General features: G+C 72.2%; 21 protein-coding genes and 1 pseudogene. 8 read left to right on the forward strand and 14 right to left on the reverse strand.

The annotated features are described in order from the left end of the window. Positions 1–221 precede the first annotated feature (221 nt). From ACZ6BB_RS30500 to ACZ6BB_RS30520, 5 genes are read right to left on the reverse strand one after another with little or no spacing between them, the layout of a single operon-like run. Positions 222–1559, reverse strand: coding sequence for a cytochrome P450 (locus ACZ6BB_RS30500; RefSeq protein WP_471618337.1), 1338 nt, complete (start codon positions 1557–1559; stop codon positions 222–224). Positions 1560–1572: 13 nt separating this feature from the next. Further along, entirely contained in the window at positions 1573–2166 is a 594-nt protein-coding gene (locus tag ACZ6BB_RS30505) for a GTP-binding protein (RefSeq protein ID WP_013005331.1), read from the reverse strand. Beyond that, on the reverse strand, positions 2141–2521 hold the full coding sequence (locus ACZ6BB_RS30510) for a DUF742 domain-containing protein (RefSeq protein WP_471618338.1): 381 nt from the start codon (positions 2519–2521) through the stop codon (positions 2141–2143). The genes ACZ6BB_RS30505 and ACZ6BB_RS30510 overlap by 26 nt, the downstream gene beginning before the upstream one ends. Continuing rightward, positions 2518–2916 carry a roadblock/LC7 domain-containing protein gene (locus ACZ6BB_RS30515; protein ID WP_037727590.1) on the reverse strand — a complete coding sequence of 133 codons (399 nt, stop codon included), beginning with the start codon at positions 2914–2916 and terminating at the stop codon, positions 2518–2520. Before ACZ6BB_RS30515 ends, ACZ6BB_RS30510 begins: the two co-directional genes overlap by 4 nt. Further along, entirely contained in the window at positions 2913–4115 is a 1203-nt protein-coding gene (locus tag ACZ6BB_RS30520) for a sensor histidine kinase (protein WP_471618339.1), read from the reverse strand. The genes ACZ6BB_RS30515 and ACZ6BB_RS30520 overlap by 4 nt, the downstream gene beginning before the upstream one ends. 570 nt (positions 4116–4685) lie before the next feature. On the opposite strand from ACZ6BB_RS30520, the gene ACZ6BB_RS30525 reads away from it, so the two are divergent. Beyond that, entirely contained in the window at positions 4686–6182 is a 1497-nt protein-coding gene (locus ACZ6BB_RS30525) for an FAD-binding protein (RefSeq protein WP_471618340.1), read from the forward strand. A gap of 309 nt (positions 6183–6491) precedes the next feature. Continuing rightward, positions 6492–7721, forward strand: coding sequence for a PP2C family protein-serine/threonine phosphatase (locus ACZ6BB_RS30530; RefSeq protein WP_471618341.1), 1230 nt, complete (start codon positions 6492–6494; stop codon positions 7719–7721). A 55-nt stretch (positions 7722–7776) separates the two neighbouring features. Here the strand turns inward: ACZ6BB_RS30530 and ACZ6BB_RS30535 are convergent, their stop codons facing one another. The 4 genes from ACZ6BB_RS30535 to ACZ6BB_RS30550 all read right to left on the reverse strand — a co-directional run bounded on the left by ACZ6BB_RS30535 (position 7777) and on the right by ACZ6BB_RS30550 (position 14711). Then, positions 7777–8961, reverse strand: a complete 1185-nt coding sequence (locus tag ACZ6BB_RS30535) for a substrate-binding domain-containing protein (protein ID WP_471618342.1) — start codon at positions 8959–8961, stop codon at positions 7777–7779. A gap of 53 nt (positions 8962–9014) precedes the next feature. Next, positions 9015–10103 (reverse strand): ABC transporter permease, encoded by a 1089-nt coding sequence (locus tag ACZ6BB_RS30540; RefSeq protein WP_471618343.1) that lies wholly within the window; start codon positions 10101–10103, stop codon positions 9015–9017. Then, on the reverse strand, positions 10100–11674 hold the full coding sequence (locus ACZ6BB_RS30545; RefSeq protein ID WP_471618344.1) for a sugar ABC transporter ATP-binding protein: 1575 nt from the start codon (positions 11672–11674) through the stop codon (positions 10100–10102). The genes ACZ6BB_RS30540 and ACZ6BB_RS30545 overlap by 4 nt, the downstream gene beginning before the upstream one ends. Positions 11675–11789: 115 nt before the next feature. Beyond that, entirely contained in the window at positions 11790–14711 is a 2922-nt protein-coding gene (locus ACZ6BB_RS30550) for a SpoIIE family protein phosphatase (protein WP_471618345.1), read from the reverse strand. A 349-nt stretch (positions 14712–15060) separates the two neighbouring features. On the opposite strand from ACZ6BB_RS30550, the pseudogene ACZ6BB_RS30555 reads away from it, so the two are divergent. Beyond that, positions 15061–15367, forward strand: a pseudogene (locus tag ACZ6BB_RS30555) (DUF4142 domain-containing protein); the annotation flags it as partial. Positions 15368–15458: 91 nt separating this feature from the next. Here the strand turns inward: ACZ6BB_RS30555 and ACZ6BB_RS30560 are convergent. Beyond that, entirely contained in the window at positions 15459–15992 is a 534-nt protein-coding gene (locus ACZ6BB_RS30560; protein ID WP_471618346.1) for a MarR family winged helix-turn-helix transcriptional regulator, read from the reverse strand. Positions 15993–16264: 272 nt separating this feature from the next. Next, on the reverse strand, positions 16265–16711 hold the full coding sequence (locus ACZ6BB_RS30565) for an anthrone oxygenase family protein (RefSeq protein ID WP_471618347.1): 447 nt from the start codon (positions 16709–16711) through the stop codon (positions 16265–16267). Positions 16712–16799: 88 nt separating this feature from the next. Between ACZ6BB_RS30565 and ACZ6BB_RS30570 the strand changes: the two genes are divergently transcribed. Next, positions 16800–17378, forward strand: a complete 579-nt coding sequence (locus ACZ6BB_RS30570; RefSeq protein ID WP_471618348.1) for a TetR/AcrR family transcriptional regulator — start codon at positions 16800–16802, stop codon at positions 17376–17378. A 100-nt stretch (positions 17379–17478) separates the two neighbouring features. On the opposite strand, the gene ACZ6BB_RS30575 is transcribed toward ACZ6BB_RS30570, so the two are convergent. Further along, the gene (locus tag ACZ6BB_RS30575; protein WP_471618349.1) at positions 17479–18150 is read right to left on the reverse strand and encodes a DUF6629 family protein; all 672 of its coding nucleotides are present in this window, start codon (positions 18148–18150) and stop codon (positions 17479–17481) included. A gap of 265 nt (positions 18151–18415) precedes the next feature. After that, positions 18416–19051, reverse strand: coding sequence for a maleylpyruvate isomerase family mycothiol-dependent enzyme (locus tag ACZ6BB_RS30580; protein ID WP_471618350.1), 636 nt, complete (start codon positions 19049–19051; stop codon positions 18416–18418). Between the two features lie 234 nt (positions 19052–19285). Between ACZ6BB_RS30580 and ACZ6BB_RS30585 the strand changes: the two genes are divergently transcribed. Further along, positions 19286–20464: a phytanoyl-CoA dioxygenase family protein gene (locus ACZ6BB_RS30585; protein ID WP_471618351.1), complete on the forward strand. Its 1179-nt coding sequence runs from the start codon at positions 19286–19288 to the stop codon at positions 20462–20464. 220 nt (positions 20465–20684) lie between these two features. Beyond that, positions 20685–21821: an SGNH/GDSL hydrolase family protein gene (locus ACZ6BB_RS30590; RefSeq protein WP_471618352.1), complete on the forward strand. Its 1137-nt coding sequence runs from the start codon at positions 20685–20687 to the stop codon at positions 21819–21821. A 29-nt stretch (positions 21822–21850) separates the two neighbouring features. On the opposite strand, the gene ACZ6BB_RS30595 is transcribed toward ACZ6BB_RS30590, so the two are convergent. Beyond that, a complete protein-coding gene (locus ACZ6BB_RS30595; RefSeq protein WP_471618353.1) occupies positions 21851–22372 on the reverse strand; it encodes a hypothetical protein in 522 nt (173 codons plus the stop codon). A gap of 233 nt (positions 22373–22605) precedes the next feature. Here ACZ6BB_RS30595 and ACZ6BB_RS30600 point away from each other — a divergent pair, with 233 nt between their 5' ends. Together ACZ6BB_RS30600 and ACZ6BB_RS30605 are read left to right on the forward strand one after the other, a co-directional pair. Then, positions 22606–23223, forward strand: coding sequence for a hemerythrin domain-containing protein (locus ACZ6BB_RS30600; RefSeq protein WP_471618354.1), 618 nt, complete (start codon positions 22606–22608; stop codon positions 23221–23223). 403 nt (positions 23224–23626) lie between these two features. Next, a complete protein-coding gene (locus ACZ6BB_RS30605) occupies positions 23627–25210 on the forward strand; it encodes an acyl-CoA carboxylase subunit beta (protein ID WP_471618532.1) in 1584 nt (527 codons plus the stop codon).

Below are 25210 nucleotides of genomic sequence, written 5' to 3' on the forward strand. Positions count from 1 at the left end.
GACCGGTGGCGGATCTCGCCCCTCGTGGCCTCCACGTGGGTTAAAGCGGTGTGCCGTCGGGAGCGGCGGGAAATGTCCGGATGTCGAGCAGAAGCGGCGCCGGTGGATATGTGGTCCACGACACCTCCCTTTGTTCGTTGGTCACCACGAATTGCCGCCGCGTTACTACCCCGTTGGTTGAATACTCATGCAGTGCCCTCTGTCACAGGATGTTGCGTGCGTCACCCCTTCAACCAGGACAGGAAGGAACCCCACACACCTCGCTCCTGCTTGCGGCCCGCCGGGGCGCTCTCGCCGCGAGCGGCCGTCTCCGCGCGGGGCGGGGCGGGCCGCTGCATCACCTGAGGGGTGAAGCGGCAGGGAAGTGCGGCGAGCGCGCGGTGGAAGGGGCCGGGACGCCAGGTGAGGCTGTCCGCGGGCACCGCGAGTTCGATGTCGTGCAGCCGGTTGAGCAGGTTCTCGATGGACACCATGGTGACCAGCCGGGCGAGTTCCTTGGAGGGGCAGGCGTGCGGTCCGGCGCTCCAGGACAGGTGGGCCCGCCTGCCGCCCGTCTGACGGGCCGTCGCGAGCGCCGGGTCGGTGTTGGCCGCCGTCATGCTGATGAGGACGAGATCGCCGGCCCGCATCTTCGTCCCGCCGAACTCCAGGTCGATGGCCGGGTAGTGCGGCGCGAAGTTCGCCATGGGCGGGTTCTCCCACAGCGTGTCGTCGATGGCTTCCTCGATGAGGCCGCCGTCGGCGTAGCGGTCGTGCAGGAGCAGGCGGTGCAGGGTGTTGCCGATGAGGTTGCGCAGCGGTTCGGCGCCGGCGCCGAGGAGCAGGATCAGCTGGTGGACGAGTTCCTCGTCGGTCAGCCGTGCCTCGTGCCGCATCAGGTAGGAGGTGACGTCGTCGGCGGGCCTGGCGCGCTTGAGGGCGACCAGTTCGAAGACGGCCTGGCCCAGCACCGCGTTGGCCTTCTCGGCGTTGACGCCCTCGAAGACCCCGGAGATGCCGAAGACGACCCGGTCGCCGATGTCCGCCGGGCAGCCGAACAGCTCGTTGAAGACGAGCAGCGGCAACTGCTTGACGTAGTCGTTCATCAGGTCGATGGACCCGCGGGCGGACACCTGGGCCAGAAGGTAGTCGGAAGCCCGCTTGGTCATCTCGCTGATGCGGCGGGAGTCGACCTTGGCCAGGCTGTCGGTGATGGCCTGGCGGAGCCGGGCGTGCTCGGCTCCGTCGGTGAACATGGCGTTGGGGCGGTACCCCAGCATGGGTACGACCGGACTCTCCGGGCCGATCTTGCCCTCGGCGACGTCACGCCAACGGCGCGCGTCCTTGCGGAAGTTGCCGGAGTCCTGGAGCAGCCGCAGCGCGGTCGCGTGGTCGGTGACGAGGGTGGCGTCGACGCCGGGCGCGATCTCGACCGGAGCGGTCTGCCCGTAGTGCCGCATGTACGCGTAGTACGCCTGCGGGTCGGCCGCGTACTCCGGCCCGTACAGCGGAACCCGCATTCCGCTGTCGTGGGCGGGGCAGCCGGGCGGGGGTGCGGGGAAGGTGGGGTCGGGGGTCATGTCTGCTCTGCTCCTAACGGGCGCGGTCCATCAAGTAGCGGACGAGCGTGATCAGTGCTTCGGCCGACGACCGTTCGTCCCGCGCGTCGCAGGTGACGATCGGGGTGTCGTCGAGCAGATCGAGCGCTTCGCGCAGTGCCCTGGCATCACGTATGGATGTGCCGTCGAAGTGGTTGACCGCGATCGCGTAGTCGAGTCCGTACTGCTCGATCAGGTCGATCACGGCGAACGAGTCGGCCAGCCGCTCGGGGTCGACCAGCACGAGCGCCCCGAGGGCGCCGCGTGCCATGTCCTCCCACATCTGTACGAAGCGCTGCTGGCCGGGGGTGCCGAAGAGGTACAGCACGACGCGGTCGCTGACGGTGAGGCGGCCGAAGTCCATGGCGACCGTGGTGGTGGTCTTGCCCTGGACGCCCTTGAGGTCGTCGATCGCCTCGCCCGCCTGGGTCATCGTCTCCTCGGTGGAGAGCGGCGAGATCTCGGAGATCGACCCGATGAACGTGGTCTTGCCCACCGCGAAGTGCCCGACGACCAGGATCTTCACGGCGGTCTGCGTCTCTCCGCCGGGAACGTAGGCCCGCTCATCCAAACTTGGACTGGAGACCATGGAGCACCTCCTCGAGGATCTGCAGGTTGGCGACGGGCGCACGCGCCGCCGCCGGCGGGCGGGTGACGAGGTAGCCGGCCTCGGAGAGGGCGGCGAGCAGGATCTTGACCACTCCCACCGGCAGGTGCAGGTGCCCGGAGATCTCGGCGACGGAGAGATAACCGCCGACGCACATCCCCAGCAGGTTCTGCTCCTCGGGCGAGAGGCGGGCGGGCCGCTGTTGCTGGTCGACGACCGCGGTGACCAGCGTGATCAGCGAGAACTGACTCTCGCCGGGCAGGCTGCGGCCGCCGGTGATGACGTACGGGCGTACTAATTCGGCGGCTTCGTGCTCGTGCCTGTCGGATTCGGTCATGGCCGTACCACGCTCTCCCGGGGCGGCGCGGTCATGACCTTGCCCAGTTGTCGGACGAGCTGCTGCATGCGGAAGGTGATGTCCGCCATGTCGACGTCGGAGGAGGCCGACACGGCGAGGTAGGCGCCGTCCCCGGCCGAGATCAGGAAGATCCAGCCGCCGTCGAACTCGACGAGGGTCTGCTGCCAGCGCAGGTCGGAGCGGGAGCAGAAGAACGCCAGGGACCGGCTGAGCGACTGCATGCCGCTCATCGCGGCGGCGGCCTTGTCGGCGTCGTCCTTGTCCACGTCCTTCGAGCGTGCCCTCAGCAGCCCGTCGGAGGAGACCAGAACCGCGTGGAGGGCTCCGGGGATCTCCAAGGCGCTGTCAAGCATCCAGGAAAGATCGTTGTTCATGGGACCTCGTGCCCTTCGCTGCTCGCGTCACGGGTTCCGCCCGGCCGCTCCCCCTCCGGATGTGTGGCGCGGCCCGCGTCCGTGCCCTGCTTGAAGGCGGCCATGATCGCTGCCGTCTCCTCGCTGCGGCGCCTCGGGGCCGGCGCGGCGGTCGGGCCGGTCGAGACCAGGGCCATCGGCCGCTTGCGCCGCCGCTTGGGCAGACCGTCCTCGGTCGTGCCGATGGGCAGCGCGGGCTCGGGCGTGCTCTCGTACGCCGAGGTGCGCGTCTCGACGGCCGCGGGCTCCTCCCGCGGCGCCACCGGCTCCACCGACTCGGCCGGCTGCTTGGGCACCGGCATGTCGGTGAGCAGTTCGTCGGGCAGCAGCACGACCGCCCGCACTCCTCCGTAGGGAGAGGTGGAGTCCACCGAGACCGTGAAGCCGAACCGCTCGCAGAGCACACCGATCACCGCGAAGCCGAACTGCGGCGGGTTGCCGAGACCGGAGACGCCCGTGGCACGCTCGCTCGTGAGGAGCTTCTCGGCCCTGGCCTTCTCCTCCTCGTTCATGCCGACACCGGCGTCGTCGACGATGATGCAGACACCCTTGGGCACGGAGCGCACGTTGATCTCGACCACCGTGTCCGGGCTGGAGTAGCTGGTCGCGTTGTCGAGCAGCTCCGCGAGGGCCAGTGCCACCGGTTCGACGGCCCGGCTGGTGACGCCGAAGTCGACCTTGGACAGGATGTGGGCCCGCTGGAAGTGGCGGATCCTGCCCTGGGCGCTGCGGACCACGTCGTAGACCGAGGCCACGTCGCGGTGCCGGCCGAGCCAGCCCTCGCACAGCACGGCGATGGACTGGGCACGCCGGCCGAACTGCGCGTTCATGTGGTCGATCTCCAGGAGGTCCTGGAGCATGACGGAGTCTCCGTACTTGCGCTGCAGTCCGGAGATGATGCGCTGCTGTTCGGCGGCGAGGCCCTGCAGGGTCCGCATGGCGGACTTCAGCGCGGTCCTCGTCTCGCCCTCGGCCTCCTGCTGTGCCGAGCGGACGGACTCCGAGTATTGGCTCTCCAGCTCACCGTAGTGGTTCTTGAGCCCTGCGATCTCCTGCCGTAACGTGCGCGCCGCCCGTCGCTGGCGAACGATGAGGGCGGCGGCGACAAGGGTTACGACAACGAGCGCCCACAGCGCCGGGTTTTGTATGTATTGCGTCATGAGACCCTCTTCAGGCGGCCGATAGCCAGCTACTGAATTCCTGTCAATTCACACATACCGAAGGTCAGCCATTCCAGGGTTGTCGCGAGGAATTCACCAAAGACGACGAATGCTCTTTTTGCACCCATCCGTCCACTCGGTAAGTGCCGTGATCGTATCATCACTCAACCTGATGACTGGGTGTCAGCCTGAGTACATCTGGCGACAGTTGAGCCCAACCGGAACGTGCTGAACACGGGCACAAGCCGCATTGCCGCAGACGACTGACGCACGCCCGGGCGGTGTTGACTCGTGCAGTCGCCCACCAGCCCTGAATCCGACCGCAGTTGATGATCCCGACCGTCGCGCGAGAAGCCTCCCGGAAGTCATGATGGACGGTAAGCGGAACGTCAGGGGGAGATCGCTGTGCGTGGAGGCCGCCGACCCGGCTCCGGACTCGGGCCGGGACGCTCGTCGCGGTGCGCGGCCGTGCGCCCGCGCGACTCGCTCGGCTGATTCCGCGCCGAGAAGAAACCACGAAACCGCGGCGGCGTGCCGACGATCCGCCGCGTCGACATCACGGAGGTTGTCATGTCACACACAGAACACAACGGCGTCAGCAGGCGTCGGTTCCTGACCCGGTTCGGAGCCGGGGCCGTGACACTCGTGGCCGGATTCGACCTGGTCGCCCGCCAGTGGGTGACCGAGGCGGCGGCAGCGGAGAACTCCGCCCTCGTCGGCGTGCCCCCGCTCGACGGCACCCTCGTCTTCGACGCGGCGTCCCTCACGGCGAATGCGCACGACCAGGGCAACATCGTGTTCCGGAGACCGTGCGCGGTACTCCGGCCGGGGTCCGTCCAGGACGTCCGGAAGATGGTCGCCTTCTGCGCCGACCACGGCATCGAGGTGGCGCCGGCCGGCGCGCACCACGCGATGTTCGGCCAGCCGCTGGTGAGCGGGGGCCTGGTCATCGAGATGCGGTCGCTGGACACGATCCACTCGATCGGCACGGACGGCGCCGACGTCGACGCAGGCGTGCTGTGGCAGGACCTGATCGAGGCCGCCTTCGAGCAGGGCCTCACCCCGGTCTCGATCACCAGCTACCTCGGGACGACGATCGGCGGGACCCTGTCCATGGGCGGCATCGGGATGATGTCCGCCTACCGGGCCGGCGCACAGGTAGACCACGCCCGGCAGCTGCAGGTGGTCTCGGGCGACGGCCGGCTGAGGTGGTGCTCCGGCACGCAGAACAGCGACCTGTTCGAGGCCGCGCTCGCCGGACTCGGGCAGTGCGGTGTGATCACGCGGGCCACCGTCGACCTGGTGCCCGCCAAGCAGCTGGCCCGCACGTACCGGATCGGGTACCAGGACATCCCCACGTTCTTCCGGGACATCCGCGTCCTGGCGAACCGGGGCGAGTTCGACTCCCTCGGCAGCATCCCCCAGCCGGGCACCGCGCAGCCCCTGACCCTGTGGGCCACCGTCTTCCACAACCCGGGCGACACCCCCGACACGTCCCGTCTGCTGCGCGGACTGAGCCCCGCCGCGGCCACGGCCGTCTTCCAGGACTCCCCCTATCTCGACTACATCTCCCTGGTCACCACCATGTACGACTCCTTCGCGGCGAATCTGGACTGGGACGCGAAGGTCAAGCCGTGGTCGGACCTGTTCCTGCCGGACGACGCGGTCGAGGACTACGTCGCGTCGGTGTTCCCGTCGCTGAGCGCCGAGGACCTCGGCCCGACCGGGTTCGGGCTGATCTTCCCGATGCTGCGTTCGAGCTACGGCCGACCGCTGCTGCGGCTCCCCGGCGACACGGGCGGCCCCTGGGTCTGGCTCGTCAGCGTGCTGACCGACGCCGCGCGGTCCGGCCCCGACCCCGAGTTCGCGACGCGGATGACACAGCGCAACTACCGCTTCTACCAGGAGGCCGCAGCCGTCGGCGGGGTGCGCTACCCGCACGGCGCCTGCGCGTTCACCGCGGCCGACTGGCAGGCGCACTACGGCTCGATGTGGTCGCAGTTCTCCGAGTGGAAGCACCGCTTCGACCCGTCCGGCGTCCTGACCCCGGGCCCGGGCATCTTCTGACCCCGGGCGGCGTCCGGCACTCGGATCCGGGGCGACGGGGGAACCCGCCCCGGCTCCGCGGGCCGGCCCCGCAGCACGGGCCCGCTCCGGGCTTCACTCTTTCGGTCCTTTCCTGTGACCGGACGCGCGCGTCCGGTCACAGGCCCCGCGGACGGACGGAGCGAGGTGGTGCCGGAGTGACGGGAGAGGTCCGCGGTCGCGGGAGCGCACGGAGTTCGTCACCGATACTGCGGATCTACCGCGTCAGGTGGCTCGTTCACGCCTATCGTGGAACGACACACCGACGCTCGGCGCCAAGGCAGGCTGGACATGAGGGAACCGCATATCGACTATGCGGAGGTCTTCCGGGCACTGCCCGGCATGGTGGCGCTGCTCACGCCCGATCTCGTGTACGTCGACGCCAACGACGACTTCCTGCGGCTGGCCGGACGCTCCCGCGAGCAGCTGCTGAACCGCTACATCTTCGACGTCTTCCCCGAGAACCCGAACGAACCGGCGGCGGCCGGGATGCGGGAGACCCGGGAGTCGATGCTGCGCGCGGTGTCCACCGGCGAACGCGACACGATGGCACTGCTCCGCTACGACATCGAGGACCCCCAGCTTCCCGGCTCGTGGCAGGAGCACTACTGGAGCCCGGTCAACGCGCCCGTCCTCGGCCCCGACGGCAAAGTGGTCCTGATCGTCCACCGGGTGGAGGAGGTCACCGAACTCATCCGTGCCCGGGGCGGCCCGGGGGGCGACACCCGCGCCCAGGTGCTGGAGGCCGAGCTGTACACCCGCGCCCGGGAACTGCAGGAGGTCAACGAACGGCTGCGCACGGCCCACGCCCACGAGCGCGAGGTGGCCCTCGCCCTGCAGGCCGCGATGCTGCCGCCGCCCTGCCCGACCGGGCAGCACGACGCGGCCGTACGGTACCGCCCCGCCATCGGCGCGCTGAACGTGTGCGGCGACTGGTACGACCTGGTCGGCCTGCCCGGGGAGGGCCTCGCGGTGGCCGTCGGCGACGTCGTCGGCCACGGCCTGGCTGCCGCCTGCGCCATGGGGCAGCTGCGCAGCGCCCTGAGCGGGGCCACCCGCGTCTCCGGCGGTCCGGCCGAGGCACTGGAGGCCCTGGACCTGTACGCCCGTTCCGTCGAGGGCGCCGAGTCGACCACGGTGGTGACGACCTTCATCGACTGGGACAGCCACACCATCACCTACAGCTGCGCGGGCCATCCGCCGCCCGCCCTCGTGCGCCCCGACGGCACCGTCACCTTCCTCGACCAGGCCACCGACCCGCCGCTCGCCGCCCGGCCCACCCACGCCGCCCGGCCCCAGGCCCGCACGTCCTTCGTCGAGGACTCCACGCTGGTCCTGTACACGGACGGACTGATCGAGCGCCGCACCGAAGGCATCGACACGGGCCTGGAGCGCCTCGCCCACTCCCTGGCCCACCACCGCAAGCACGACCCCGAGACCCTGGCCGACGCCCTGCTCGCGGATCTCCTGCCGCTGTCCGGCAACACCGACGACACGGCCCTGATCGTCCTGCGCCTGTGACCCGCACGGCGGCCACGCCCCGCGCGGGCCGTGCGGCCGGGGCCCGCCGGCGCCCTCACCTGCCCCAGATCTTCCGGTACCCCTCCCGGTAGCCCGACGGGTTCCAGCTCGTGGCGCCCTCGCTGTTGTCGGCCGTACTGATGTGGACCGGGGCCACATAGCCGCTCGCCGGGCGGCGGGAGAAGGCGCGGTTGAACTCGTCGACGATCTGCCAGCCCTGGAGGGTGAGCGGCTCGGGGACGGTGGCCGCCTGGTACTGGCCGCTGTTGACGCGCTGGAAGGCGGAGGGGTCGCCGTCTCCCGCGCCGATGTTGAAGGGCGGACCCGAGCCGTCCTTGCCCGCCGCGCGGAAGGCGGGCGCGGCGTCGGCGAAGTACAGGTCGTTGATGGCGACGGAGTGGGTCCAGCGGTCCTGGAAGCGGGAGAGGAGCGAGGAGACCTCGCGGGGCGTGCGGCTGCTCGCGTCGGGGATCGGGATGTTGACGTACGACAGCAGCTTCACGCCCGCGCAGGTGGCGAGTTCCTCTCTGATCAGGTCGGACTTGTTCTTGGCGAAGGGGATCGAGGCGTCGGTGAGGATCACGACCCCGGCGTCGCCGTCGGAGGTCGCGACGACCCACTGCGCGCTGATCCTGGCGACGTCCTCGACCTGGGTGGTGACGTTGGTGAACAGGGCGGGGCGCCGGCTGGGGCCGGGTGCGGCGACCGCGTGCCAGCCGATGACGGGGATGCCCGCCCTCTCGGCACGGGCGAGCTGCTGCGAGGTCGCGTCGGGGTCGAAGCCGCCGACGACGATGCCGGAGGGCCGAAGGGTCACCGCCTCGCTCATGGCCGCCTGGATGCCGGCGGGGGTGCCGCCGCCGTCGATCACCCGGACGTTCCAGCCCACGACCCGCCCGGCCTCCCGGACGCCGTCGGCCGCGCCCGCGACCCCGGGGTTGGTCATGGTCTGTGCGACGTACACGAGGGTGCGTCCGGTCACGGCCTTCGGGCCGGTGGCCGGGCCGTTCCAGGGGACGTCGGTCCGTTCCGCCCGGCCGACGGCGGCCCGGGCCTCGGCATAGGCCCTCGGACAGCCGTTCGGTCCGGAGGCGGACTCCGTGGGATCACCGGACGACCCGCGTTCGCAGCCGGCGAGCAGCGCGGTCGTCACGGTCAGCAGCGCGGCCGCCGCGTACCGGGTCCTGGGCGCGCCGAAGCCGGTCCTGCGTCGGCGCGGGCCGTGGTGGGAGTGGTGCACGAGTGCTCCTCGCGGAGGGGCGAGCGGGAGGGCGCGGCGGCGCGCGGCCGCGGTCATGGAGTGCCGCCCGGTGGCGGCTCCGCAGGGCCGGCGGGTGCGTCGCGGGCGGCGAAGGCGCCGGTGCGCATCCGGCGGCGGGCGGCGTATCCGGCCAGGCCGACGGCGAGGAGCAGGGTGCCGCCGTGGAAGAGGGGCACCGTCCAGAAGTCGGCGCCCATCTGCGCGATGCCGGTGAGGCCGACGGCGAGGACGGCGACCGCGACGAGGGTGCCCAGGGCATTGGGGCGGCCGGGTCTGATCGCGGTGGAGCCGAGGAGGGCGCCGACGAAGGCGGGCAGCAGATAGTCGAGGCCGACGCTCGGATTGCCGATCTGCTGCTGGGCGGCGAGCAGCACCCCGGCGAGGCCGACGATCAGACCGGACGCGGCGAAGGCGCAGACGGTGTATCTGCGGACGGGGATGCCGACGAGCTCGGCGGCGCGCGGGTTCGATCCGACGACGTACAGACAGCGGCCGATCGGCAGCCGTTCCAGCACCAGCCAGAGGGCGAGAGCGAGGGCCAGCACGTAGAAGGCGGGGACCGGGAGGCCGAGGAACGTGGAGGTGTAGAGGTCGGTGAAGGCGGGCGGGAGGCCCTGGGGGCCGGGGACGATCCGGCCGCCGTCGGTGACCCAGCCGGTCACGGCGTACATCATGCTGCCGGTTCCGAGGGTGGCGATGAAGGAGTCGATGCGGCCGAACTCGACGATGACGCCGTTGATGACTCCCACGACCGTTCCGCCGACGGTCACGGCGAGGCAGGCGAGCGGCCAGGGCCAGTCGGCGTCGACGATCAGGTACAGCACCATGACGTGTGCCAGGCCGAGTCCGTAGCCGATGGACAGGTCGAAGGCGCCGGTCACGATGGGGACCATGGCGGCCAGGGCGAGGACGGCCGGGATCGACTGGGTGGACAGGATCGAGTCGACGGTGTCCAGGGTGGGGAAGGTGCGCGGGAGGGCCAGGGAGAAGACCAGGACGAGCAGGACGGTCAGACCGAGGAGGCCGTAGGCGCCGATGACGTGCCCGCCCGTGCGCGTGCCCGAGACGGTGCCTTTCGACGGGCGCGGGCGCGGGGCGGACGGGGAAGGCGGGGCGGTCATGGGGCCGTCGCGGTTCCGCCGGGGGGCATGGCCGAGGCCGCCCGCGTCAGGGCCGCGACGGTCAGAGCCGGCCCGGCCGGTTCGGCTGTCACGGCCCCGCGGACGAGGACCAGGGCACGCCCGCACACGCCCACGACCTCCTCGAAGTCGGTGGAGATGAGGAGGATCGCGAGGCCGTCGGCCAGTGCCTCCCCGAGCAGCCGGTGGACGGCCGCCTTGGCTCCGATGTCCACGCTCGCCGTGGGTTCCTCCAGGATCAGCAGCCGCAGGCCGGTCCGCAGCCGGCGGCCCAGCATCACCTTCTGCTGGTTCCCGCCGGACAGGACGGCGACGGGCACCTCGCCGTCGCGCGGCCGCACCGAGAACCTGTCGATCAGGGCGGCGGCCTCGGCGCGCTCGCGGCGGGGGCCGAGCCAGCGGGGCGTCGGCCCGTCCCCCGCGCGCGGGTTGGCCAACAGGTTCTCCCGCACGGTCAGTTCGGGGAGGCAGCCCTCCCGCTGCCGGTCGCCGGGCACGAGGGCGACCCCGCGCCGGACGGCCTCGGCGACGCCGCGGGGGCGGTACGGGGCGCCGTCGAGGAGGACCCGTCCCCCGAGGAGGGGCCGGGCACCGGCGAGGGCCCGGCCGAGTTCCATGTGCCCGGCCCCCGGCAGCCCGACCAGGCCGAGGGCCTCCCCGGCTCTCAGCTCCAGGTCGACCGGGCCCGCGCCGGGAGTCCGTACGCCGTCCAGGACCAGGAGGGGCGGGGCGCCGGCCGGGGCGGGCGCGGGGCGGGGGGCGGCCGGGGGCGGGGCGGGGCGGAGACCGGCCGGGTCCTCGCCGGTGATGTCGCGCACCAGGCGCAGCGGGCTGTGGCCCGCGGTCGAGCCGTGGCTGACGAGACGGCCGTCCCGCAGGACGGCGAAGCTGTCGGCGACCTCGTACACCTCGTCGAGGCGGTGGCTGACGTAGAGGATGCCGTGGCCCCGGTCGCGCAGGCTGTGCAGGACGCGGAAGAGGCGGGCGCAGTCCGCGGCGGGCAGGCGGGCGGTCGGTTCGTCGAGGACGATGAGTCTCGCCCGGGTGGCCAGGGCGCGGGCGATGGCGACCAGGGACCGCTCGGCGGGGGTGAGCCGGGCGATGGGCGCGTCGGGGTCGAGGTGGCCGCCGACGAGTGCGAGGGCCTCGGTGCAGCGGTCGCGGGTGCGTGGCCAGGAGATCAGTCCGGCGCGGCGCGCGTATCCCGTGCTCAGGGCGATGTTCTCGGCGACCGTCATCCACTCGACGAGACCGAGGTCCTGGTGGATGAAGGACATGCGGGGCGTCGCGGTGTGGCTCGCGAGCGGGTGCCCGTCGACGGTGATCCGGCCCGCGTCGGCGTGGTGGACGCCGGCGAGGATCTTGATGAGGGTGGACTTCCCGGCTCCGTTGGGACCGAGGAGCGCGAGGACGCTGCCGGCGTGGACGTCGAGGTCGACGCCGGCCAGGGCGAGGGTGCCGCCGAAGCGCTTGGTCAGGCCCCGGACACGGACCAGCGGCTCCGGCCCGCCGGGCGGGGCCGGCTGCGCAGAGGTGTCGTGAGCGTCGTGCACGGACAGCTCCGGGGGTCGGCCTGGCGAGTTCTTCCGGCGTGTGCTTCCGGCAGCGATACTAACCACCCATATCGCTTCCTATGCGACATTTGGTCGTCGGTCGGCGCCGGTCGCGTCAGCCCCCGTCGAGTCCGCACTGGGCCCAGATGACCTTGCCCTCCGGGGTGTAGCGCGTGCCCCAGCTCTGGGAGAGCTGGGCGACGAGGAACAGGCCCCGCCCGCCCTCGTCGGTGGTGGCCGCCCGGCGCAGATGCGGAGCGGTGCTGCTGGTGTCGGCGACCTCGCAGATCAGGGAGCGGTCGTGGAGCAGCCGTACCCGGATGGGGCCGGTGGCGTGGCGGATGGCGTTGGTGACCAGTTCACTGAGCATCAGTTCGGCGGCGAACGCGGCGTCGTCGAGGCCCCATTCGGCCATCTGCCGCTGGGCGGCGGCGCGCACCTCGCTGACGCGGGCGGGATCCGCCGGCAGCTCCCAGGTGGCGATCCGCCGGGGGTCGAAGGCGTGGGTGCGGGCGACGAGCAGGGCGATGTCGTCGCCCGGATGGGCGGGCGCCACGGTCTCCAGGACGACCCGGCAGGTCTCCTCCGGGGTGCGCTCGGGGTGGGCCAGCGCGCCGCGCAACTGGTCGAGGACCACGTCGACGTCACGGTCGCGGTCCTCGATGAGTCCGTCGGTGTACAGAACCAGCTGACTACCTTCGGGCAGGTGGATGTCGACGGACTCGAAGGGCAGCCCGCCGAGGCCCAGGGGAGGTCCGGCCGGCAGTTCGGGGAACGACACGGTGCCGTCGGGGCCGACCAGGGCGGGCGGCGGGTGGCCGGCGCGGGCCAGGGTGCACTGCTGCGATGTCGGGTCGTAGACGGCGTAGAGACAGGTCGCGCCGATGATGCCGCCGCCGTCGGAGACGGGGTCCTCCCGGTCCAGCCGGCCCACGAGGTTGTCGAGGTGGGTGAGGACCTCGTCCGGCGGGAAGTCGAGTTCGGCGAAGCTGCGGGCGGCCGTGCGGACCCGGCCCATGGTCGCCGCGGAGAGCATGCCGTGGCCGACGACGTCGCCGACGAAGAGTCCGATCCGTGCGCCGGAGAGCGGGATGACGTCGTACCAGTCGCCGCCGACGTCGGATTCGGCGGGCAGATAGCGGTGGGCCACCTCGACGGTGTCCTGGTCGGGGAGCCCCTGCGGGAGCAGGCTGCGCTGCAGGGCCAGGACCATGGTGCGTTCGCGGGTGTAGCGCCGGGCGTTGTCGATGGACAGGGCGGCTCGGGTGGCGAGTTCCTGGGCCAGCGAGCGGTCGTCGTCGCCGAAGGGGGCGGGGTCCTGGGCGCGGTAGAAGGCGGCGACGCCCAGGACGACGCCACGGGCGACCAGGGGGACGGCGATCAGGGAGTGGACGTGCCTCAGCAGCCGGTCGGTGTGCTCGGGGTCCTGCGCGAGCCAGCCGGCGGCCGTCCTCAGGTCCGGCTCCAGCACCGCTTCTCCCCCGGTCAGGGAACGCAGCTGCGGAACGGCCGGGCCGTAGTCGACCTGCTTGCCCACCGGACTGAACGGAAGGTCGTCGCGGATGCCGTGGACCACCGTGCGGCGCAGGTCGTCGCGCGGGTCGGCCGCCTCCTCGCCGCGCAGCACGGGTTCGGCGAGGTCGATGGTGACGTAGTCGGCCAGGCGCGGGACCGCCGTCTCGGCGAGTTCCCGGGCGGTGCGGCGCACGTCCAGGGTGGTTCCGATCCGGGCACTGGCCTCGGACAGCAGTTCCAGCCGGCGGCGGGCCGCAAGGGCGTAGGTGCCGACGTGGGGCTCGCCCACCATCAGCAGACCGCGGCCGGGGGGCGGGGAGCCGTCGGTGGTGATGCCGTCGACGGCCGCGGCGGTCCTGGCGGGTGATGCGGGGTCGTACTCGGGTGGTGCGGGGTCGTGCTGACGCCCGGGGGCGGGTACGGCGGTGAGCGGCCCCGGCGTCACGGTGAGGGGGCCGCCGTGGCGGGGCCGCACCGTCGGAGTGCCGGCGGCGCCGACGCCCCGCGCGGGGTCGACGGAGAGGGCCGGCACGAGTTCGGCCGGGCGGAGCGCGGCGAGGACCTCCTGACGCGGGGCTCCGGGCAGTACGGCCTCGACGGCGATGCCCTCCACTCCGGAAGCGCTGGTCACGAGGCGGCTGACGAGCGTGACCCGTCGGCCGTCGGTCAGGGGTACGTCGACGGCGGCCCGCTGGGCACGGGAGATCAGTTCTGCGGACTTCTCCAGGAGGGTGGCCCGGTCGGCGGGGCGCAGCCCGTGGACCAGTTCGTCGACACCGACGCTGTGGTGGGGGCCCGCACCGGCCTCGGCCCTGGCGTCCAGGTAGGCCCGCAGCAGGGACCGTTCCCGCACGGAACTCTGCCCCAGCAGCCGCCGTTCGATGGCCGCGGCCGCCTTGCGGATCACGCCGTCCAGCGCCGGATGCTCGAAGCCGCGCGGATATCCGAAGCACAGGACGCCCTCGATACGGCCGCTGAGCGGGTCGCGCACGGGGAGCGCGCGGCAGGCGCTGGCCTGGGAGCGTTCGGCGAAGTGCTCGGCGCCGTAGACCCGGATGAGCCGCCGTTCGGCCAGGGCGAGGCCGATGCCGTTGGTGCCGGCGAACTGCTCGGCGAACACGAACCCGGGGACGGTCTGGATGTCCGGGAGCCCTCTGGCCAGCGACGCCTCCCCGAAGCGACGCAGCAGAACCGTGCCGTTCGCGTCGGCGACGGAGATGTTCATCGCGCTGCCGGCGAATCTGGACTCCAGCCGGTCGAGGACCGGTACGGCCGCGCGGGCGATCCGGTCGTCCCGGTCGAAGTCGTCCCGGAAGGGCAGGTCGGACCGGTCGGGGGACAGCCCGAGGGACCGGCACCGCTGCCAGGAGCTGAGGATCGACGTGCGGACACCCGTCTCCAGCGACTCACCCTGCAGGAACCGCTCGCGGAACAGGGCGGGACTCCGGTCACGAAAAAGGGCGGGGCCCGTGCCGTCTTTCGCACGTCCCGTGAGTATCGGCTCGCCGTCGGACCGCACCACGCTTGCCTCACTCGCGCCCTGGACAATCCGCTAATCGGAAATATCTGGCATTGACGAGGATACGGGCATCAGCAACACGAGTCACGGTTCGCGGGTCACTCACCCGTGATGACGGGCCGGAGAGGGCGGTGGAGCGGGCGGTGGAGCGGGCGCGGGGAACGCGGGGGATCAGCCCAGGGCCCCCGCGCGGTCATCGGGAGCCACCCGCACCGCCGGCCGTGCACCCTGCACCCCGCACCCCGCACCCCGCACCCCGCACCCCGCCCGGCACGGCCCGGGATCTCCGGCACCGAACCCCTCCATGACCCCTCAATTTGAGCCCACTGCAAATTTTACCTAGAGCAATGATTCATTCGCCGCGCTCGCCTACCCCGCCCTGGTGGGCGTCGAGAAGACGACCGCCACCCCGGACCGGATCATCGCCAGCACCCAGTACGGGCCGCTCACGGAGGCCGACCGGGACTTCGTCATCAAGGTGCGCTCCGCCGTGGGAGTACCCGCTCGGTGAGATGGCCAGGCAGCGCGGCACGACGGCGGAGATGAAGGAGGCGGGTGCGCATCTCGTCGTCGGACACGCAGGGCTCGACGAGCTGTGCCGCAAGATCGCGCCCGAGCTGGGCATCACCCTCAACAACCAGGCCAGCCCGCAACAGCAGCCGCGGGGGGACCGACGGCCGACTCCGCGGGCGGTGGTGCGGCGCAGTGCCCCGCCCTCCCGTGGGGGTGGGGCGCGGCCCGGCGGAGCGCTCAGGCGCCCCGGCCCATCCAGGTGTCGACCCAGCCGAGCGGATACGTCTCCGAGTCGTCCGCCGCGGGTGCCGCGGGCTCCCCGCCCGCCGTGTTGAAGGCGGTCAACGCGGCGACGAGCGCCTCCCGTTGGGCCGGGGCGAGGCGCTCGACGACCGTGGCGAGTTCGGTACGCCGGCGCGCCATGACGTCCTCGACGGCGCGCCGGCCTTCATCGGTGAGCTGCAGCAGGGTCTCGCGGCGGTTGTCGGGGTTGGTCCGGCGGTCGGCGAGTCCGGCCGCGATCAGCCGGTCGACCATGCGCATGGCGGTGGACGGGGCGACCTGGAGCTGGTCGGCGAGGACGACGAGTTTCGTGGCGCCCCGCATGGACAGCACCACCAGCATCCGGAACTGCGGCAGTGTCACCCGCTCCTCGACGGCGGCGAGTGACCGTGCGGAGATCGCGACCAGCAGCCGCGACGCGGTGAGCACCGCTCGCGTCACCTCATCGACGTCGTCCACGCCACCTGCCGGACCCTCGCGTTCAGTCATGTCCCTTTTTATCTCGCCGCTCCGTCCGGGCAGTCGGCGGATCCGCGCAGATTTTCCCTCCGTATGACCGAACGGGGTCTTCGACAGCAACGGCGGGGCGGCGGGTGGGCGGGTCGGCGGGTCGGCGGGTCGGCGGGTCGGCGGGTCGGCGGGTCGGCGGGTCGGCCCAGGGCACCGCCCTGGTGGCCGGAGTGCCGTCCCGGTCGTCGGAGTGGTGGTGGGAATGATCGCCGGGCGCGGGCCCGGCGGCCCACGCCCGGCGACCGGACGTATCAGACCAGGGCGGCGACCAGCACGGCGAACGCGGCGACGATCACGGCGACGCGGACGTGGTGGAGGCGGTCCCAGCGGTTCGCCTGCTGCTTCCAGTCGGCGGGCCGGTTGTCGGGGGTCCACGTCTTGCTCCGGTTGTTGATCGGGACGAGCAGCAGGACCGACATGATCACGCTGAGCAGCAGCAGCGCGCCGGCCGTGACGACGAGGCCGGCGCCGTGGTGCTGCCGTCCGGCCACCGCCCAGACCGCGACGAGGACGAGTGAGGTGACGTACCAGACCGGCATCACGGCACCGAGCATCCGGCCCCCGTGGGCGCGGCCGAGTTGGCCGCTGTCCTCCGGCAGGGCGTCGAAGATCCGGTTCATGACGAAGGCGACGGAGAACTCCACCCCCACCATCACGCCGACGGCCACGGTGGTGAAGACCTGCAGAGCATGGAACATGACGACCCCCGGGATCTAGCATTGACAGGTGACGTGCCAACGCTAGCTCTACTGCCGCTCGATTGTCTAGCGGTGCTAGGATCGGGTCATGTCGGTACAGGAACGCAAGGAACGCGAACGGGCGGACCGCGAACGCCTCATCGTGGCGACGGCCCGCGAACTCGCCGAGCAGCAGGGCTGGGACGCGGTCACCACCCGTCGGCTCGCCGAGCGCATCGAATACAGCCAGCCCGTCCTCTACAGCCACTTCCGCGGCAAACGCGAGATCATCGGCGCCGTCGCCCTCCAGGGCGCCGCCGAGATGGCCGTGGCGCTGCGGGCCGCGGCCTCTGCCGCGGACGGCCCTCGCGCCCGGGTCACCGCGCTCGCCCGCGCCTACCTCGACTTCGCCGAGCGCAACCCGGCGGTCTACGACGCGATGTTCCAGCTCGACGGCGGCCTGGCCTTCGCGCAGGAGGACACCCCGGAGCCGCTGAAGGACGCCTTCGCCGCACTGCTGGAGAGCCTCGACGCAGTCGCCGGGAAGGGCGTCCACCCGGGGCTGTTCACCGAGGTGTTCTGGGCGTCCCTGCACGGCCTGGCGACCCTGACACGAGCGGGACGGCTGCCGCCGGAGGAGTCCGAGCGAAGGGCCGAGCTGCTGGTGGACCGCCTCGCCGTGCTCTGACGCACCGTCCCGGCGGGCGCACGGCCGCGGAACGGCAGGCACCCTGCGGTTCGTCTCCTCGGCCCGGACGTGCCACGCCGCGCCACGCGGCTCGCACCCGTCAATCCCCTCGCGCACGCTCCCGGCGCCCCGCGGCCGGTCGTCGGGACAGCGGCGGGGACGGCCCGGGGCGGGCGCGCGCCCAGGCGAGGAGCAGCACCGAGCACAGGGCGGCGAACGCGCACCACGTGGAGACGAACTCCAGCCGCCACAGCGTCCAGCAGGCCGCGGCGCCGACGGCCGCGAGGATGCCTAGGGCCGTGAGCCGCCGGTCACCGGAGAGGAGCAGCGAGCCGACCGTCGCGAGGAGGTAGCCCACGACGAGGAGCACCGGGTGGGAGAGCGCGAACGTGTAGCCGATGGTGTGGCCGCGGATCTCGGCCGTCACCGGCCCGTCGACGAGGCCGCGGGTGAGCAGCGCGGCGGTCGCGGCACCGATGACGAGGAGCACGACGAGCCGTTTGCGAGCGGAGGGCGGGGCCGCGCACCACACGCCGAACGGCACCCAGACGGCCAGCAGCGGAAGCGCGACGACGGCCCAGGCGACGGTGGCCGCCCCGCCTCCCCCGCCCGAGGACCAGACCACCGACTCCACGATCTGGTGCGCCCCCAGCAGCAGCGGCAGTGCGGCGAGCGGCAGATCCCGCACGTCGCGCACCAGCGCCACACAGGCCGCCCCGACGGCCGCGACACCGGTACCGGCCACGAGGTCGGCCGTCGCACTCCAGCACATCGCGCCACCATCGGGTCGACCGTCATCGGCGCGGCCACGGTACGTCGCACGCTGCGGTGGTTCGTGGGACGACACGGGCGGCAGGAGGGTCACGGGCACCACGAGAGTCACCGGCGGCAGGAACGTCCCGAGAGTCACGGGCACCACGAGAGTCACCGACGCCACGAACGTCCCGAGAGTCACCGAACCACGGGAGTGAGGGCATGCCGGGGTGCGCCTGACCGCCGGGGCGGGGCGCGCCGAACCGCCGGAAGCCGTCACCGGCCTACGAGAGCACGGCCGCGAGCCTGTCCGTTCCCGGGCCGGTGACACCCTTCAGCCCGGCAGGCCGCCCCGTCGCCAGGAGGAGCAGGTCGGCCACCGGCCCGCGGACCTCGTCGGGGCCGGCGCCCGTCGCCCAGGTCGCGTCGGTCGCCACCAGGCGTACGCCCCTCAGCCGTTTGCGCGCCCCGTGGAACGGACTGGCCACGACGTGGTCGAGCGCGGCGGTGGCCCGCTCCGTGGGCATCGGACGCTCACGCCCGAGGGGACGCGCGATGTCCTGGCCGTGGACGAGGAAGTCGACGAGCGGGTCCAGCGGCGCCGCCAGAGGCGCGCGGCGGGACGAACCAGCCGTCTCACGGATCTGCGCGACGAGTTCGGCCGGCCCGAACCGGACCGCCCGTTCCCGGGCGAGGTCGAACTCCATCCGGTTCCAGTCGCCCCGCGCCCGGATCGCACCTCTGATCGTGCCGAGGAGCGTGGTGCGGGTCGACAGGGTCAGGTGGGCCGCCACATCGTGCATCGTCCACCCGGCGCAGAGCGAGGCTTCCTGCCACTCGTGCCCGTCGAGACCGTCGAGGAGGTCGGCGACGCCCAGCCGCTCCGCCTCGGTCCATCGCAGAATCCGCTCACGGTCCATGTCGTCCGCACTCCTTCACCCGGGGCAGGGCACTCGGCACCGCCGTCCCCCTGTCGACCCCCGCCGGAGGCGGAACTGATCGACCCCGAGGTGTGACCCACATCACCGCCAGCGTGGCCTTCGTCGCACCCCCACCCCCGGTCCGTGACGTGTTTTTGATGGGTTTCCGCGCATTGAATGATGGGTTCCGGCTGCGCAGACTGGCAGGGAAACCAGGCTGCGAAAGGAACCTCGATGCTCCCCATCGCCGCGGCGCAACGAGTCTGGCCGACCGAGGCGGACTGTGATCTCGACACGTTCCGCACGCTCGTAGAGCAGCGCACCGACCCCGCCGACCATCCCTCGGCCGACCGGATCGAACACGATGTGCCGCTCTACGACAGCACCCGGCTCCGTGCCCTCACAGCCACACCGGAGGGCCGCCGGAACGTCCAGGCCGAGCTGGCCCGGACCCTGATGGACGGCCCCGGCATCGTCGTCTTCAAGGGCGCGTTCACGGATCCGGCCGTCGTGGACCGGGCGTCCGCCGTCTTCCGGGACCTGATCGAGGAGGAGCGCGCCGCGGGCACCGCCCGGGGCGACCACTTCGCGAAGCCCGGCGCCAACGACCGCGTCTGGCGCGCGCTGGACAAGATGGCCGTGCGCGCGCCGGACGTCTTCGCCGACTACTACGCCAACGACATCCTGGCCCTGATCGCCGAAGCCTGGCTCGGCCCCGCCTACCAGATGACCTCGCAGGTCAACGTGGTCAACCCGGGCGGCGCCGCCCAGAGCCCGCACCGCGACTACCACCTCGGGTTCCTCTCCCAGCGGCAGGCGGCCGCCTACCCCGCCCACGTCCACCGCCTCTCCCCCGTCCTCACCCTCCAGGGCGCGGTGGCCCACTGCGGCATGCCCGTCGAGTCCGGGCCCACTCTCTACCTCCCGCACTCCCAGAAGTACGAGCCGGGCTACCTGGCCTGGCGACTGCCGGAGTTCGTCGCGTACTTCGACGCCCACCACGTCCAACTCCCCCTCGACAAGGGGGACGCGGCGTTCTTCAACCCCGCGCTGTTCCACGCCGCCGGGCACAACCGCTCGTCGGACGTCCGCCGGATGGCCAACCTGCTCCAGATCTCGTCCGCCTTCGGTCGCGCCATGGAGACCGTGGACCGGGAGGCGATGGCCGAGGCCGTCTTCCCCGTCCTGGCGCACCGCAGGTCCGAGGGCGCCTCCGAGGACTGGCTGCGCCGCGTCGTCGCCGCCACCGCCGAGGGCTACCCCTTCCCCACCGACCTGGATCTCGACCCGCCCGTCGGCGGCCTCGCCCCGGCCTCCCAGGCCGACGTCCTGTGGCAGGCCGTCAGCGAGAACTGGACCCCGGACCGTCTGCGCCGCGAGCTGAGGGCCGCCAGCCACCGCCGAGGACGCTGAGCAGCCTCAAGCCCGACAGCAGCGACAGCGGCGACAGCGGCAGCGGTGACAGCAGCGGCGGCAGCGGCAGCGCATGACCCGCGCATCGCACGGTGCGGATGCCGTCGCGAGGGGTTGACGGCGGTGGGTGTGACGGCCACCTTCGATAGCGCACCCTCGCGGGAGCGCTCCCATGCCTCACGCCCCCACGCACCCCCACCGCTGCGTCGAAGGGACGACCATGCGCACACCTCGCCACTTGTCCCGACGGACGGTGGTGGCGGCCGGCGCCGCCGGCCTCGCCGCCACCGTCGTGTCCCCCGCACCAGCCGCCGCGCGCACCGCCGGGGCGGAGTCGCCGACGGCCCGGTTCCACACGGTCGGCCGGGTGGAAAGGGCCGCGGACGGGTCCGTGCGGTACAGCTGGCCCGGCATCTCCTTCGAGGGAAGGTTCCGCGGGACCGGGATCGGAGTGGTCCTCGACGACGCCGACAACGACTACGACGTCCAGGTCGACGGGGAGACGGTGGCCACCCTCGTCACCCCGGGCCGGACCGTCTCCTGGATCGACGGCCTGGCCGACACCCGGCATCGCGTGCGGATCGTGAAGCGGACGGAGAGCCCGTGGGCAGCCGGCCGGTTCGGCGGATTCGTCGCGGCCGCCGGCGGCGCGATTCTCGCGAGGCCCCGGGCGCGCGACAGACAGATCGAATTCATCGGCGACTCGTACACCGCCGGTTACGGAAACATGTCCACCACCCAGGACTGCTCCGGAAACGGCGGGGTCAATCGGAACAGCAACGCGGATCTGACGTTCGGCGCGCTGACAGCCCGGAAGCTGGACGCCGATTTCCAGATCAACGCCTTCTCCGGCCGGGGAATGGTCCGCAACTACAACGGCGGTGAACCGGGCACCGATTTCCGCACCTATTACGACCGGGCCCTGCTGAACGTCGAGGGTGATGTCTGGCGGAAGCCGGACAGCTGGCGCCCGCGGGTCGTCGTGATCGGACTCGGGATCAACGACTTCTCGACCCCCTTGAATCCCGGGGAACGCTGGAGCACGACGGCCGACCTGGTGGCCGCCTACGAGAGCGCCTATCACGGGTTCCTCGACAAGCTGCGTGCCCGCTACGGGCGCGGGACGTTCCTCGTGGTCGCCGCCGCCCGCCTCTGGAACACGACCGCGTTCGCGGAGGCCACCCGGCGGATCGTCGAGGAGCGCCGCCGGCGAGGGGACCGCCGGATCAGCCACTGGTACTACGACGACCCCGGCCTCGATCATCTGGGCTGCGACTGGCATCCCTCGCTGCACGACCACCGGATCGTCTCCGGGCTGCTGGACGGCCATCTCGCGGGGCTGCCGCTGCGCTGGTAGCGGGGAGGCCGGCGGTGTGCCGCGCGGGCTCAGGCCGTCAGCGCCCGCCCCGGCCTCAGCGTGTGGACCAGGTCGGCGTGGTGCAGCGTCGCGACGGGGGCGAGGAGGTCGGGGTGGCGCAGCAGCGCGGCGGCCCTTCGGTCGAGCTCGTCGGGGGTGAGGAGGCGGCGGAACGCGGCGGGTGAACCGGCGGTGTGGGGGGAGCCGGCAAGGGCGGCCACGGCGGCGTGGGCCAGAGCGGGGTCGGCGAGCAGACAGGCCGCCCAGCTGGCGACGACCTCGTCGACCCAGGTGCGCCAGGCGTACTCGTCGGGGGTGAGGTGTTCGTCGAAGCCGGTGATCCAGTCGAGCCGGGCCGTGCCGCCCGGTCCGGCCATCCCGACGAGCGCGGCGTCCGTCGGCGTGGGATAGCGGAGCCAGGCGGCCACCGTGACGGCCTGGCGGGCCTGAGCCTCGCAGAGGGCGCCGTCCAGGGCTCCGCCGCCGGCCGGGTAGGCACGCGTCAGCCACTGGGTTGTCGCCGCTATCAGCGGGGAGAGGTCTGCGAGCACTCTGGGCCGTCCGTGGGAGCTGGGGGGAACGCGTGGCACAACGTAGTCGTGCGCCGTCCGGCCGGAAAATGGCGCAGGACACGGAACGGGCGTGTCCTGGGCCACATCTCCTCGGCGCACTGACTCACCGGGACGTCAATACGACGCATTACGGTCCGCGAGGGTTTCACTGACCTCCACAGAGATCCGGTCCGGTACGGCCGGCCGGGGCGTGCGGGTGAGGAGCGACGGAAATGGCACACGGTGGAGATGTCGTCGAGGAACTGAAGACCGACCACCGGGAGGTGGAGGAACTCTTCGGCAAGATCGAGGAATTGCCTTCCGGTGACTCGCGGCGCAAGGAGTACGCCGACCTCGTCACCATCGAGCTGGTACGTCATTCCGTGGCGGAGGAGGCGTATCTCTATCCGGCGGTACGCCGGCACGTACGCAACGGAGACGCGGTCGCCGACCGGGAACTGGCGGATCACACGGCGGCCGAGCGCACCATGAAGGATCTGGAGCGGTGTGCCGCCGACGACCCGGAGTTCGACCGGCTGATCGGCCAGTTGATGGCCGGGATCCGGCACCACGTCCGGGACGAGGAGAGCAATCTCTTCCCGCAGCTGGCGAAGTCCTGTTCGGCCGAGGGGCTGAACGACCTCGGCGACAAGGTCCGCCGGGCCAAGAAGCTGGCACCGACCCGCCCCCACCCGTCGGCCCCCACCAAGCCCCCGGCCAACAAGATCCTCGCACCGGGCCTCGGCCTCGTCGACCGGATGCGCGACGCGCTGAGCGGCGGGGGCAAAGGAGTCCTGACCCGGCGAACCGCCGGTCCGCCCGGTCCGCGCCGTCCACGTTTCACGGCATGAGGCTCCTCGTCATCGGCGGCAGCGGTTTCCTGGGCGCCGAGTTGACACGCCGGGCCCCGGCGGCCGGATTCACGGTGGCCGCCACCTACGCCCCCGGCCGCCGGACTCGGCGGTGGGCGTCGCCCGGTACGCCGGGCTTCTCGCGCGGCGGGGTTGAGCGGCGGTCTCCCGGTGGCGGTCGCCAGGGCGCGGCGGACCGTCTTCCGCCGGGGCCGACGGGCTCCCGCGCTCCGGCGGAACCCGCGCCTTGTCACCCACGGACGAACCGTGGCCCCCCGGGACTCATCTCCCGCACACAGAACGGTGATCGCCCCGGTCCGGCCCTCCTCCGCTGCCATATTCGGAAGCCACTTCGGAGGTGGCTGTGACGCTAGAGGTGACGACATCCCGGGACAGGCGGTCGGTGGAGCGGACCGGCGGCCGTGAGGCCGACCAGGTCGCCGACCAGGTCGGCGACCGTACGGTCGACCGGACCGCCGACCGCATCGCCGACCTGGAGGGCCGCCGGATCCGGGCGGTCGCACCGGCCGGGCCGAGGAGACGCGGCGAGTACGGCGCCCGGGAGCGCATCGATCTGCTGCTGGACCCCGATTCGTTCACGGAGACGGGCCAGTTCGTGCGGGCCCGCCCCGCCGAGGGCGCCGGCCGGCGGTCGTACGGCGACGGCGTGGTCACCGGGCACGGCACGATCGACGGCAGGCCCGTCTGTGTCTTCGCCCAGGACTCCACGGTGTTCGGCGGCAGCATGGGCGAGGCCTTCGGCGAGAAGACGATCGCGCTGATGGATCTCGCCCTGAAGACGGGCTGCCCCGTCATCGGACTCAACGACGGCGGCGGCGCCCGTATCCAGGAGGGCGTCACCTCGCTCGCCCTCTACGCCGAACTGGTGCGCCGCAACGTGCGGGCGTCCGGCGTGATCCCGCAGATCTCGGTCGTCCTCGGCCCGTGCGCCGGCGGGGCCGCGTACTCGCCCGCCATCACCGACTTCACCGTGATGGTGGACGGCACCTCGCACATGTTCGTCACCGGGCCCGACGTCATCGAGACGGTCACAGGCGAACGCGCCAGCGCCGAGGAACTGGGCGGCGCCCGCACCAGCAACACCGTCAACGGCAACGCCCACTTCCTCGCCGCCGACGAGGTGGACGCCCTCGACACCGTCCGCGACCTGCTGTCGTACCTGCCCGCCAACAACGCGGAGCAGCCCCCGCAGTACGCGCCGGGGGCCGCGCCCGCCGGTCTCGGGCTGGACGCGGTGGTGCCGGACCGGCTCGCGCAGACCTACGACATGCGGGACGTCCTGCGCGCGGTCGTCGACGACGGTGAACTCCTGGAGATCCAGGAGCTGTTCGCGCCGAACATCATCTGCGCGCTGGCCCTGGTCGAGGGTTCCGCGGTCGGTGTCGTCGCCAACCAGCCCCTCCACGCGGCCGGGGTCCTCGACATCGACGCCTCCGAGAAGGCCGCACGGTTCGTACGGTTCTGCGACGCGTTCGGCATCCCGTTGCTGACCTTCGCCGACGTCCCCGGCTATCTCTCCGGCGTCCGCCAGGAACAGGCCGGCATCATCCGCCGCGGCGCGAAACTCCTGTACGCGTACGCCGAGGCGACCGTCCCCAAGGTCACGGTGGTGGTGCGCAAGGCGTACGGCGGCGGGTACGCGGTGATGGGGTCCAAGCACCTGGGCGCCGACATCAACCTGGCCTGGCCCACCGCCCGGATCGCCGTCATGGGCGCCGAGGGCGCGGTGGGTGTCCTGCACCGCCGCGAACTCGCCGGCGCGGCCGACCCCGAGGCCCTGCGCGCCCGCCTCGTCACCGCGTACGAGAGCACGTACGGGACCCCGTACCTGGCCGCGGAGCGCGGTTACGTCGACGCGGTCATCGCCCCGCGCGACACCCGCGCCCACATCTGCCGGGCCCTGCGCGCCCTGCGGGGCAAGCGCGCGCCCATGCCGGAGCGCCGCCACGGCAACATCCCGCTCTGA

This window comes from Streptomyces sp. NPDC041108 (genome assembly GCF_055592645.1).